15 protein-coding genes and 1 tRNA gene are annotated in these 12,855 nt (G+C 38.1%); 7 read left to right on the top strand and 9 right to left on the bottom strand.

Annotation, left to right across the window (positions count from 1 at the left end; genetic code table 11):
• Positions 1-6: 6 nt before the first annotated feature.
• From HA632_RS02855 to HA632_RS02895, 9 genes are all read right to left on the bottom strand, one after another.
• Positions 7-684, bottom strand: coding sequence for an SDR family oxidoreductase (locus HA632_RS02855; RefSeq protein ID WP_176305713.1), 678 nt, complete (start codon positions 682-684; stop codon positions 7-9).
• A 49-nt stretch (positions 685-733) separates the two neighbouring features.
• Positions 734-1,357 carry a hypothetical protein gene (locus tag HA632_RS02860; protein ID WP_176305714.1) on the bottom strand — a complete coding sequence of 208 codons (624 nt, stop codon included), beginning with the start codon at positions 1,355-1,357 and terminating at the stop codon, positions 734-736.
• The gene (locus HA632_RS02865) at positions 1,357-2,391 is read right to left on the bottom strand and encodes a D-alanine--D-alanine ligase (protein WP_176305715.1); all 1,035 of its coding nucleotides are present in this window, start codon (positions 2,389-2,391) and stop codon (positions 1,357-1,359) included. Before HA632_RS02865 ends, HA632_RS02860 begins: the two co-directional genes overlap by 1 nt.
• Before the next feature lie 50 nt (positions 2,392-2,441).
• Complete coding sequence (locus tag HA632_RS02870; RefSeq protein ID WP_176305716.1) at positions 2,442-3,152, bottom strand: NRDE family protein; 711 nt, start codon at positions 3,150-3,152, stop codon at positions 2,442-2,444.
• Positions 3,140-3,628 (bottom strand): DinB family protein, encoded by a 489-nt coding sequence (locus HA632_RS02875; protein WP_176305717.1) that lies wholly within the window; start codon positions 3,626-3,628, stop codon positions 3,140-3,142. Before HA632_RS02875 ends, HA632_RS02870 begins: the two co-directional genes overlap by 13 nt.
• A 57-nt stretch (positions 3,629-3,685) precedes the next feature.
• Positions 3,686-4,075, bottom strand: a complete 390-nt coding sequence (locus HA632_RS02880) for a DoxX family protein (protein WP_176305718.1) — start codon at positions 4,073-4,075, stop codon at positions 3,686-3,688.
• A 49-nt stretch (positions 4,076-4,124) separates the two neighbouring features.
• Positions 4,125-4,583: a YHS domain-containing (seleno)protein gene (locus tag HA632_RS02885; protein WP_176305719.1), complete on the bottom strand. Its 459-nt coding sequence runs from the start codon at positions 4,581-4,583 to the stop codon at positions 4,125-4,127.
• Positions 4,584-4,680: 97 nt separating this feature from the next.
• Positions 4,681-5,358, bottom strand: a complete 678-nt coding sequence (locus HA632_RS02890) for a Crp/Fnr family transcriptional regulator (RefSeq protein ID WP_176305720.1) — start codon at positions 5,356-5,358, stop codon at positions 4,681-4,683.
• Positions 5,359-5,433: 75 nt separating this feature from the next.
• Entirely contained in the window at positions 5,434-6,573 is a 1,140-nt protein-coding gene (locus HA632_RS02895; RefSeq protein ID WP_176305721.1) for an acyl-CoA dehydrogenase family protein, read from the bottom strand.
• Positions 6,574-6,669: 96 nt separating this feature from the next.
• Here HA632_RS02895 and HA632_RS02900 point away from each other — a divergent pair, with 96 nt between their 5' ends.
• From HA632_RS02900 to HA632_RS02930, 7 genes are all read left to right on the top strand, one after another.
• Positions 6,670-7,734, top strand: coding sequence for an anhydro-N-acetylmuramic acid kinase (locus tag HA632_RS02900; RefSeq protein ID WP_176305722.1), 1,065 nt, complete (start codon positions 6,670-6,672; stop codon positions 7,732-7,734).
• A 161-nt stretch (positions 7,735-7,895) separates the two neighbouring features.
• Positions 7,896-9,122 (top strand): Glu/Leu/Phe/Val dehydrogenase, encoded by a 1,227-nt coding sequence (locus tag HA632_RS02905; RefSeq protein ID WP_176305723.1) that lies wholly within the window; start codon positions 7,896-7,898, stop codon positions 9,120-9,122.
• Positions 9,123-9,244: 122 nt separating this feature from the next.
• Positions 9,245-9,949, top strand: a complete 705-nt coding sequence (locus tag HA632_RS02910; RefSeq protein ID WP_176305724.1) for a MotA/TolQ/ExbB proton channel family protein — start codon at positions 9,245-9,247, stop codon at positions 9,947-9,949.
• A gap of 1 nt (position 9,950) precedes the next feature.
• The gene (locus tag HA632_RS02915; RefSeq protein WP_176305725.1) at positions 9,951-10,343 is read left to right on the top strand and encodes a biopolymer transporter ExbD; all 393 of its coding nucleotides are present in this window, start codon (positions 9,951-9,953) and stop codon (positions 10,341-10,343) included.
• 6 nt (positions 10,344-10,349) lie between these two features.
• Positions 10,350-11,135, top strand: a complete 786-nt coding sequence (locus tag HA632_RS02920) for an energy transducer TonB (protein WP_176305726.1) — start codon at positions 10,350-10,352, stop codon at positions 11,133-11,135.
• A gap of 22 nt (positions 11,136-11,157) precedes the next feature.
• Positions 11,158-12,378, top strand: a complete 1,221-nt coding sequence (locus HA632_RS02925) for a folylpolyglutamate synthase/dihydrofolate synthase family protein (protein WP_176305727.1) — start codon at positions 11,158-11,160, stop codon at positions 12,376-12,378.
• Between the two features lie 69 nt (positions 12,379-12,447).
• Positions 12,448-12,522 (top strand) — tRNA-Val (locus HA632_RS02930).
• The last annotated feature ends 333 nt before the right edge of the window (positions 12,523-12,855 follow it).

Raw genomic sequence — 12,855 nt, forward strand, 5'->3', positions numbered from 1 at the left:
CAACTTTTATGGAGTACTCGATGAAACCTGGATTATTTTTCCGTTATGGTATTTATTGCCGGTTAAGGCAAAACTATAGATGTAATCGGCCATTTCTTTCGCAGAAATCGGTGCTTCATACCCGGGAAAAGCTTCTTGCAACATTTCGGTATTCACGGCTCCGAGTGCCAGCACATTGAAAGCAATTCCTTGTTCTTTGTATTCTTCGGCTAATAATTCCGAAAGTGTAATTACAGCTCCTTTACTCGAACTGTAAGCGGCCAATCCGGCAAATTTCATACTGCCTTGAATGCCGCCCATCGAGCTGATCGAAACGACATGACTTCCTTTTTTCAAATACGGTAAACAAACCCGCGTCAAATTGGCTACCCCAAAAACATTCACTCGGTAAATGCTTTCAAAATCTTCTTGCGACGTTTGAGAAAATGGTCGGTTGAGCAAACTTCCGGCGTTGTGAATGACAATATCCACTTGCTGCCAAGTGCGAGCAAGAAAATTTTCAACTTCAATCAATTCTTCTTCTTTCCCCAAGTCAACGGAGAGACAAGTGATGTTTTCGTTTTCAATTAGGGCTTGAGGAGTTTTTCGGGAAATGGCTAACACTTGGTGTCCGGCTTGAGCAAATTGTAGTGCCAATTCGTAACCAATGCCACGCGAAGTTCCGGTGATAATAATATTCTTCATGGGTTTCTTTCTTGTCGTAAATATACTAAAAGTACGGACTTGAAAACCATCAGCAATATTTCTTCCAAAATTTAAATCCTTGCCAGATTCCAAACCCCACAAACACCAACGGAATGATGATTCGCATTAAATATTGGGCCAAAAATTCCACATTGGAGGCAAAATAATGCAAGGCCAAAATCAGCGTTAACATTCCGCAAAAAGTACCGACAATCGTTCCTAAAACAAAAACATATTTTCTGCAACCTGAAATTTCAATATACTTTCCGTTCAAAAGCCAAAGATTCCAACCGGTCCAAAACGGAATTTGAATGAAGTTCAAACAACTAAGCACGATTCCCAAAAGAAATGGGGCATAATTATAAGTGGTTGAAAAATCGCTTTTCGAGTTGGCGCTGGAATAAAAAACATATGCCAGCACAAACATGAATACTATCGAAAAACCTTCAATATACTTAGTCAGTTTTTTATTCTCAGCTAATCTTTTGGCAAAGATTAAGGTAAAATAAATCACAAAGAACTCAATAATGATTACGCCTAATAAATACAAGGCTGTTGGCGTCAAACCCGATTTTTCATAAACCTGAAAACCCACCACATTGAGGTAACCCAATGGAATTGACCCGATGAAACTCACCAGAAAACCAACGAATATGTTTTTTAAGTTTTGCATTAAAAATTCACAATTTTATTGCTTTGTTCCAAATGCAAATTGTACTGTTCCATTCCGATTTTGTGAGGCAAATAATCATAACCGCGTTTGTGATTGACCACACTGATTTCATACATATAAGTAATGTGTCTCGTCAATTCTCTCCAGGCAAAAAACAGCGAATGTTTCGGATCATAAATATGCGTAGGTTCACTAGCTGCGCCGTTTAGTTCGACTATAGAGAAGTTTTTGCCCTGTTCGAGTTCTTCCCAAGTATGGTACATTAAATCCATTCGTCCAAAATAAAACTCATCGATTTGCAGACACATATCGTCAATAACTTTGGTCAACTCGGGTGAAATTAAATGACTGTAATCTAAAAATTTAGCCCCGCGAGCATGATTCCCATACGGAACCAAATTGCGTTTTTCGCCTTTGGGCAAAATGTCTTTGAGTTGGTTGCTGTATTCTTTTTGCAACGCTTTCAACTGCAATTCATAACGAGGATTGGTTTTTATCAACTCTTCAATAGTCGAAAAACCGTCGCCTTCCACAATCAGGAATTCTTTGGCTACAATTCCGGTGATTCTTCCGTTTTTTTCATGGGGATAACGCACGTAAAAAATCCCGACTTCATTCGGAAACGGAATTAAATCTTGTACTAAATAATCAAAATCAGCTTTGCGGTGATAGCTTTTTAAGTCGTCCAAATCTTTAATCTTTTTCACTGCCGAACCACGCAAACCAATATCGGGCTTGGCAATAAAAGGAAACTCGATTTTGGAAGCATTTAAAATCTCTTCTACTTCCTCAAATGACAATTGTTCTTTGACCAACTTGGTTTTAGGATAAAATTGTGGTGGAATCAAATCATAGATTTCCATTTTGCTGTCCATAATAAATCCGCCGTTTCGCATGGTCGGATTGCAAGTATTGAAAAAGAAAATCGTCCGCGCTCTCAAAGCATAATAAGCCCAAAGAAAATAAATTGGGATATATACAACTTTGAACGGCCAATATTCCCAATGGAAGAGTTTGTGTAGAAATAGTCTCAAGAATGATGAGTTATAAGTTATGCCCTTCGACTGCGCTCAGGGTGACATTTTTAAACTGAAATAAAGGTATTGGAAAAATCTCGTTCGGCAATCAAATCATTGTAATGAATGGCAACTTTGTTCTTTTCGATTACGGTTTGCGTGATACTGAGTGTTTTTAAGATGTCGTTTCGGTTGATGACCAAACCGTGTTCGGTGTTGCCTTCTTCAGTATACCGGTGAAAATTGAATAGTTCTTCTTCGTTGACTTCGGGTTTAATATCCAAAAAAGTGTAAAACCAGTTGGCTCTTTCTTCTCTAATCTCCTTTGAATATAAAGTCGACGACGACCAAATGTGGCTTTGGTTGGTATTTAGTTCGAAACTGCTTTTCTCCCATTCATTCCAGCGCAATTGGTACAGCTTTTGGTTTTCAAATAAGACCAAAGTAAAAGGTTCGATATTTTCCAAATCGATGTTTTGCCAAGCTTCCAAAGGCGAAGGGCTACCGATTAAATCGAGTACGATTAAACCACGGCTTTTGCGATAACTGTCTTTTAAAACATGCTTTTCTTCGGCACCATTTAGCAGAACCAAGACATTTGAATGTTCATCGATGGCATACCAAGTGCCGCCGGCTTTGTTGTCTTTAGGAAAAATGACTTTCTTATTATTGAGGCGGTAACTTTTAGGTTCAATAGCGTTCGGACGCAGCAGTTTCTCATCACGGTTTGACGTAATGATAATTTTACCATTGGTGTTGACAAAACTTACTGTGCACATTGTTTTCGGTATTCGATAGTGGAACGTGCTACCCCAAAATTTTCATCTATATCTACAGTATCCGACTGGATAATCGCCACTTTTATTAACGCTTGGTGGTGGATGCAATGCTCTAAATTGTACAACAATTCACGATGGTAATTACTGTCTATCAGCAGTTCCTCGCCATCGACAATTTGTTGCAATTGCAAGTTTTTATTCGGTCTATCTACTTGGTTCAAAATAGTATCGATACATTCTTTGGCGAAAGCCGTATTAGTTTGAATCAGGTAATCTCGCTTGCGGTGGTCATAATTCACAACACCTGATTCGTATTGATTTTCGAGACACTGAAACATTTCAATAATGTGACGGGTGTGTTCCCCAATAGTGGCATTGCTCAAGTCATGACAAGGACAACAATACTCGTCGTCCGAAAGTTGCAAGACCAAACCTGACAATTCGTTGAGGGTTTTACAGATGGCCGGAATGAGCATATTTTAGTTTTTGTTTGTTTATTCTACTAGTTACGATTTTGGTCAAAAAATAGTTTTCTATTCCTTAAATCGCAATAACTCTGGAATTTTATTTCGCTCTGTATACACCAAAAACAAACAGCTTATTAAAGTGATTACAGCCAAAACAAATAACGTTCCACCATCATTTTGCACTTCGATTCCTAACACAAATATATGAGAAAAAATGGCGCCCAACATGGTACCCAATCCTAAAAGTGCACCAAGCAAGGTTGTTCTCGGAATTAAAATTAAAATCGAAGCGATTAATTCGACTACGCCCGAGCCTATTCTTCCGTAAGGTTCTATGCCTAAAGTTTGAAAAATATACACACTTTCCTCGGCTGCGGTGAATTTAAAATATAAGGTTTGCAAAAGGATTACCACTGCGATGAGCTTGACAATCCAAAGGATAATTGGGTTTTTCATTTTAGATTATGAGATTGTTAGAAGGTTAGCGTTGATTACTGAACACTGATTACTGATTACTAATTTTTTTCCAGTTGGCATCGGCTTTTTTCTTCAAATTGACTTCGTCTTTGTTCCAAGATTTCAAGGTGTTGTTGAAATAAGCATTGTAAAACAAATACAATTTGCCATCTAAAATTTTAAAAGTTTCAGGATTAACTTCCACCTTTTTGCCATAATCGCCCATGGCAAAAGCACACCAACCACCGTATTGCGGTTCGTAACGCGAAGGATTTTTAGCAAAAGTCTCTTTGTTGGCTTGAGAAGAAAAATAATAGGTTACGTCTTCATAAGTTGAGGCGATTTCCTTTTTGCCTTTTACAGCTTTTTTCTGCGTAAAATAAGCTACCGGATCATAGCCTTGCAAGGCAATTTTGTATTCTAAATTGAAATGGGTTGCTCTTGAATTTTGAGCCAAACCGGTTATTGAAATTAAAGCAACCAGTAAAATTAAAATGGTTTTGTTCATGAGATTTAATTTTTAAATTATCTATTTTGATAAAGCAAAAGTAAAACGCCATGAAAAGCGGTTTTGTCGGGTAGTTTACAATTGGGACAAAATAATTTTAGAGCTTCGAAATATCTTCTATAATGATTTCTTTTCGACCATAATGCATCAGTCCGTTTTCTTCTAACTCATTTAATAAAACAGTAGCGGTTTGGCGCGAAGTACAAATGATTTGAGCGATGTCATTTTGGGTGAGATAGTTTTGAATCGTTACCCGATTGCCATCGTGTTTCCCATCGCGTTCTGCCCAATCCTTGATAAACGTGAGCAATCTGGTTTTAGCATCTTTGGAAACCAAATTGGCGTAGTTGTTTTTGATGCGTTTTAATTTCAGTCCGACAAACTTGGTGTAAGACAGCGCCAAACTAGGATTGCGCAACAACAAATCTTCAAAATCCGAGAGCAGAAAACTGCAAATGATGATATCATCGGTTAAGGCTTTGGCATATTCATTAGAATTTTTATCATTTTCTAAAGTCAGTTCACCAAATAAATCGCCTTTTTCGATAATGTCTTTGATGGTTTCGTTGCCGTCTTCATCGACGGAGACGATTTTGATGTTCCCTTTTTTAAGTAAAAAAACACGTGGCACATCAGAAGAAGAAAAGTAAATGATATCGCCTTTTTTGGCCTTTTTAAAACCGGTAATAATACACAACTGCTTGATTTGGTTCATGCTCAATGTCCAAAACAATTTGTGATCGCGGAGATACCAATATTTTAATTCTTCATACATTTAGTAAAAGTATAAATTTTATCCAATAAAAAACCCTTCCGAAAAGAAAGGGTTGATTTATCGTTTTGGGTTTGATTAAGAAACCAAACCTCTTGAAATGACAATTCTTTGAATTTCTGAAGTACCTTCATAAATCTGAGTGATTTTAGAATCACGCATCATTCTTTCTACGTGGTATTCGGCTACGTAACCGTTTCCACCGTGAATTTGTACCGCTTCATTGGCTACTTCCAAAGCAATTTCGGAAGCGTATAATTTAGCCATCGCACCACTGTGGGCAATGTCTTTGCCTTCGTCTTTTTCGCAAGCCGCTTTCATGATTAGCAATTTGGCTGCGGTAATTTTCACATACATATCGGCCAATTTGAACGCAATGGCTTGGTGTTTGAAAATTTCTTTCCCGAAGGCTTTACGCTCTTGCGAGTATTTCAACGCCAATTCGTAAGCACCGGTGGCAATTCCCAAAGCTTGAGACGCAATTCCGATTCTTCCGCCGTTTAAGACATTCATCGCAAAGTTGAAACCGAAACCGTCGGCACCAATTCTGTTTTCTTTTGGCACTTTTACATCGGTGAACATTAAGGAATGCGTATCACTTCCGCGAATACCCATTTTCTTTTCTTTGGGTCCGATTTCAAATCCGGCCCAACCTTTTTCAACGATAAAAGCATTGATTCCTTTGTGTCCTTTTTCGACATCGGTTTGTGCCATAACTAAATAAGTCGAAGCCGTTCCGCCATTGGTAATCCAGTTTTTGGTTCCGTTTAACAAATAGTAATCGCCCATGTCATTAGCCGTGGTTTTTTGTGAAGAAGCATCGCTTCCGGCTTCAGGCTCTGACAAACAGAAAGCACCGATGACTTCACCTTTGGCCAAAGGCACTAAATATTTCATTTTTTGTTCTTCCGAACAGTATTTTTCCATTCCGGCACAAACCAGTGAATTGTTCACCGACATGATTACCGCAGCTGAAGCGTCCACTTTGGCAATTTCGGTCATCGCCAAAACATAAGAAACACTGTCTAATCCGGCGCCACCATATTTTGGGTCAACCATCATTCCCATAAACCCTAAATCAGCCATCATTTTGACTTGTTCGGTTGGAAATTTGGAGTGTTCGTCTCTTTCTATTACGCCCGGTAACAATTCCGCCTGAGCAAAATCGCGTGCGGCTTGTTGAATCATTAACTGCTCTTCGGTTAAATTAAAATCCATATAATGTAACGATTATTGTTTGTTGTTTCTTTACTTTTGGTGCGCAAAAATAGGATTTAAAAGTTAGAATTTCAAACGTTTTCGTAAATTTAGCCAATGTTGAAAGAAAGTTATAAAGTTATCGGTGTCATGTCGGGCACATCCTTGGATGGCGTTGATTTGGCACACATTAATTTCACTGTTACTAGAGACAAATGGCAGTATAAAATCCTTGAAAGTGAGACCGTTTCTTATAGCGACGATTGGTTAAACAAATTGCGAACGGCTGTGGATTTTTCGAAAGGCGAATTGAAGCAATTAAACCAAGATTTCACGCTTCTTTTAGGCAACATCATCAAAGACTTTATCCAAAAACACAAAATTGTTAACCTCGATGCGGTTTGCAGTCACGGGCATACGATTTTGCACCAACCGCAAAACGGTTACACTTTACAGATTGGCAACCTAAAAGAAATTGCCACAATTGTTGGCGAAACTGTCGTTTGTGATTTTCGGGTGCAAGATGTGAAATTGGGCGGACAAGGCGCGCCATTGGTGCCGATTGGTGACCGCATTTTATTCTCTGATTATGATTATTGTTTGAATTTGGGTGGCTTTTCAAATGTTTCTTTTGAGCAAAACGGCAAACGAATAGCCTTTGACATTTCTCCGGTGAATACAGTGTTGAATTTTTATGCCAATAAACTTGGCTTAGCCTATGACGACAAAGGAAACATAGCCCAAAGTGGCGACACAGACCTTAATTTATTAGAAGAACTTGACAATTTATCTTATTACCAAAAACCCTATCCGAAATCTTTGGGTTTTGAATTTGTCAAAACTATTGTATTTCCTTTGATGGAAAGTTACGACCTCAGTATTGAAGACAAAATGCACACATTCATAAAACATATCGCCAAACAAACCGCTTTAGCATTACCAAACAGAGGTGGCAAAATGCTAATCACAGGAGGCGGTGCATACAATACTTTTTTGTTAGAAAGTATGCAAAATTATTTACCAGAAGTATCGTTTGTAGTTCCTGATTCGAAAACTTTAGAATACAAAGAAGCTTTGATTTTTGGACTCCTTGGCGTATTGAAATTACGCAAAGAGATTAATGTTTTGAGTAGTGTGACCGGCGCGAAGAAGGATCATTCTTCAGGAAAAGTATATAAGTAATAGTTTAAAAAACAGTCTGAAAACTGATTAATTCAGTGGTGTTTTTATATCCGTAATTCCCAATTCGTAATTCGTAATTTTCAAATTCCTATATTTGCACCACAAACTAAATTACACTCTAACTAAAACTAAGAATCTGAAGTGAGCTCAGATGATACACAATGAAAGACTTATTAAAAAAATTCGAAAACAAAGAACCTGAAATCATTTTCAACTGGAAAGACGCGGAGACGGAAGCCGAAGGATGGACAGTAATCAATTCGCTTCGCGGTGGCGCTGCCGGTGGTGGAACCCGCATGAGAAAAGGACTAGACATGAATGAAGTTTTGTCATTAGCCAAAACTATGGAAGTGAAGTTCTCTGTTTCAGGTCCGGCGATTGGCGGTGCGAAATCGGGCATCAATTTCGACCCGAATGACCCACGCAAAAAAGGCGTGTTGCAACGTTGGTACAAAGCGGTTTCTCCCCTATTAAAAAGCTATTACGGTACCGGTGGCGATTTGAATGTAGACGAAATCCACGAAGTAATTCCGATGACCGAAGAATGTGGCGTTTGGCATCCGCAAGAGGGTGTTTTTAACGGACATTTCAAACCAACAGAAGCTGATAAAATCAACAGAATCGGACAATTGCGTCAAGGTGTGATTAAGGTAATCGAAAACCCGAAATTCTCTCCGGATGTTTTAAGAAAATATACTGTAGCTGATATGATTACCGGTTTTGGTGTTGCCGAAGCGGTTCGTCATTATTACAGCATTTATGGTGGTGACGTTGTTGGCAAAAAAGCGATTGTACAAGGATTTGGAAACGTAGGTTCGGCTGCAGCTTTTTATTTGGCCGAAATGGGTGCCAAAGTAGTGGGAATCATTGACCGCGATGGTGGTGTGATTAAAGAAGAAGGGTTTTCTTTTGAAGAAATCAGAAGATTGTTCTTGAATAAAGACGGTAATAAATTGGTCGCCCAAAATATGATTCCGTTTGCCGAAATCAACGAAAAAATCTGGACATTAGGCGCTGATATTTTTGCCCCTTGTGCCGCTTCAAGATTGGTAACCAAAGACCAAATCGACAACTTAATTGCCAATGGCTTGGAAGTGATTTCTTGTGGTGCGAATGTACCGTTTGCCGACAAGGAGATATTTTTTGGCTCGATCATGGAGGAGACAGACAGTAAAGTAAGTTTGATTCCGGATTTTATTTCGAATTGCGGTATGGCGAGAGTTTTTGCCTATTTCATGGAGAAAAAAGTACAAATGACTGACGAAGCCATCTTCTATGACATTTCGGAAACGATAAAAAAAGCCTTAGACAAAGCCCACGCCTTGAATTCCGACAAGAAGAATATCAGCGCAACTGCCTTTGAAATTGCACTGAAACAATTGGTATAATATTTTAATGTTTTTTGCGTTATATATTTAGACGTTAAAGAAAAATTAAAACATTGTTTAACATCAAAAGATTATAAATACATTTACATCAATCCAATAATCATTTAAAACCTATTAACCCTATGAGTTTATTTCTTCAAGCCGACTCGCTTTCAGTACCTCAAGATGCTTTAACAGAAGTAGCACCCGTTGAAAAAACGATTTCAATTTGGGAACTTTTAACTAGTGGCGGTTTAGCCGGGCAAATCGTTATGATTGCCTTATTTGTGATGCTTTTCTTTGCACTTTATTTGTATTTTGAAAGACTAATGGCCATCAACGCGGCTTCAAAAATAGACAACAATTTTATGATGCAGATAAAAGACCACATTTCCAATGGCAGATTTGACTCAGCTAAAATGTTATGTGCTTCAACCAATTCTCCTGTATCCAGATTGATTCAAAAAGGAATTTCCAGAATTGGCAATCGTTTAGAAGACATCAATACAGCTATAGAAAATGCCGGAAAGTTAGAAATTTACCGTTTGGAAAAAAATACGAGTATGTTAGCCACTATAGCCGGCGCAGGCCCAATGACCGGCTTCCTTGGAACAGTAGTCGGAATGATTATGGCCTTTCACAAAATGGCCAGCGGTGGCGGACAAATAGAAGTAGGCGCATTGGCAGAAGGAATTTATACTGCGATGACAACCACAGTGGTTGGTCTAATAGTTGGTTTAATTGCCTATATTGGCTACAATCACTTGGTCGTAAAAACGGATAAAGTAGTTCACTTAATGGAATTGAACGGCGTTGAGTTTTTTGACTTATTAAACGAAAAGAAATAAGATGAATTTAAGAGGTAGAAATAGAGTAAGTCCAGAATTCAATATGTCGTCAATGACGGATATCGTTTTCTTATTGTTAATCTTCTTCATGTTAACATCTACTATGGTAACCACTAATGCTTTAGATTTGGTATTACCTAAGGCAAAAGGGAAAACTGACAGTAATAAAAGTATCTCTGTAAGTATCAACAAAGACCTACAATTTTACATTGAGAAAACACCGATTGAAGAAAGTTCGATTGAGGCACAATTATTGTCACTGACTTCTAAAGATAAAAATATACCTATTATTCTGAGAGCAGAAGAAGGCGTACCTATAGAAAAAGCTGTTTATGTAATGGATATTGCCAATAGAAATCAGATGAAGATTGTATTGGCTGTTAGACCTAAATAAGGAATCATGAAGTTTTTAGAAACCAAAGAGGAGAAAAAATCATTTGGCATCACAACCGTAATTTTTGTGATTCTGCTATTATTATGCTTTTTTTTCGGGCTAACTTATATGGATCCGCCGCCTGAAAATGGCATAGCCATCAACTTTGGCACCTCTGATGTTGGTCAAGGTGAAGTGCAACCTCTTGAACCAGTCAAATCTTCCCCACAACCGGAATATACGCCGCCACAAAAAACGGTAGAAGATGAAGTAGCAACCCAAGACAATTCAGATGCTCCGGTCATCAAGAAAACGGATGCCAAAAAACCCGTAAAAGAAGTTAAGGAAGTAGTTAAACCAAAACCAAAGTTATCTCAAAGCACCACTAGTGCTTTGGAGAGTTTGATTAATGGTCCTAAAACAACGGGAGCAGAAGCCAGTCAAGGCAATGATAAATTACCAGGTGATAAAGGAGACCCTAACGGAGACCGTTATGCCAGTAGTTTTTATGGCAGCGGAAACGGTAATGGCTCCGGAAACGGAACGAGTTGGGGTTTAAAGGGCAGAAAATTAAGTTCTCCAGCAAAAGAAGTCCAAGATTGTAATGAGTATGGAAAAGTTGTGGTTAAAATTTGGGTGAACCGTCAAGGAAATGTTATCAAAGCGGAGCGTTCCCAAGGAACAACAAATACTAATCCTTGCCTAGTAAATCCAGCCTTATCTGCCGCTAGAAAATTCAAATGGCAACCCGATAATGAAGCTCCAGAGACACAAATTGGATTTATCGAAATTAATTTCAAATTAGGAGAATAGTGAAAGCTATTCTTTTTTTATTATGAACTACCAAGAAACCTTAGATTGGATGTTTAACCAATTGCCGATGTACCAAACTCAAGGTGCCACAGCTTATAGAAAAGACATCACCAACACGGTTTTATTAGCCAATCATTTAGGCAATCCTGAAAAGCATTTGAAGTGCATACACGTAGCCGGAACCAACGGCAAAGGTTCTACTTCACACCTGCTCGCTTCTGTTTTACAAGAAGCCGGTTATAAAGTTGGTTTATATACTTCGCCTCATTTAAAGGATTACAGAGAACGAATTACTATCAACGGAAAACCAATATCTGAAGATTACGTTTGTGATTTCATCAACAAAAACAAGTTGTTTTTTGAAGCCCATGAATTGAGCTTTTTTGAAATGAGCGTCGGATTGGCTTTCGAATATTTCGTTAAAGAAAAAACTGATATCAACATTATAGAAGTTGGTATGGGCGGCAGATTAGATTCTACTAATATTATCACGCCATTGGTTTCTGTTATTACCAATATAGGATTAGACCACACACAATTTCTGGGAGATACTTTAGAAGCGATTGCCTATGAAAAAGCCGGCATTATTAAGCCTAATATTCCTGTAGTTATAGGCGAATATGTACCCGAAACTAAACCCGTTTTTGAAGCCAAAGCCAAGGATGCGAATTCTGAAATATACTTTGCTTCCGATTTGAGCCATGAAAACTATCCTTCAGCCTTATTAGGCGATTATCAGTTTCACAATAAAAAAACGGTATTGCAAACTTTGAAAGTATTACAAAAAAAACAACTGCTTTCTATTTCTGAAGAAGCCATCAAAAAAGGCTTTTTGAATGTGATTAAAAATACCAATTTGCAAGGGCGTTGGCAGCAATTAGGAGAAAATCCGAAAATAATTTGCGATACGGCACACAATGCGCATGGCTTATCGATTGTTTTAAATCAGTTGAAAAAAGAAAAATTTGACCAATTGCATATTGTTTTAGGTGTAGTAAATGATAAAAATCTAAGTGATATTCTGCCCTTGTTTCCAAAAAAAGCAAAATATTATTTTTGCAAGCCCAATATTCCTCGCGGTTTAGAAGCTGAAATTTTGGCTGCAAAAGCCAAAGATTTCGAACTTAATGGTGAAATATATAATTCTGTTTCAAATGCTTATGAGAACGCTACAAAAAAAGCAACGGCTAATGACTTTATTTATATAGGAGGAAGCACTTTTGTTGTTGCAGAAATTTTGTAATTTTTTTTCATTTTAATTTGCAGAATCAAAAAAACGGTCTATATTTGCACTCGCAATCAAGCGCAAGACGGGCGATTAGCTCAGTTGGTTCAGAGCATCTCGTTTACACCGAGAGGGTCGGGGGTTCGAATCCCTCATCGCCCACAAAGAAAACCGATTAGGAAACTAATCGGTTTTTTTATTTCCTAAAAGTGCCAAAAGTTTACTTTTCCTTCGGCAGTCGCTTTGCTCGTGTGAGTGCTTTTAGGAAATAAAAAAACAAGGCTATGAAACAGCCTTTGGTTTTCTTTGTTCAGGGCTCCTCGGAAGGGGATTACCGAAGGTAATCATCATCTCTTAAGAACTAAAGTTAGAATACCTGAAGCCCACAGGGCTTCCTCCTCTTAATATCAAATCTCATCGCCCACAAAGAAAACCGATTAGGAAACTAATCGGTTTTTTTATTTCCTAAAAGTGCCAAAAGTTTACTTTTCCTTC

It is taken from the genome of Flavobacterium sp. J49 (assembly GCF_011742145.1).
Classification (GTDB): Bacteria; Bacteroidota; Bacteroidia; order Flavobacteriales; family Flavobacteriaceae; genus Flavobacterium.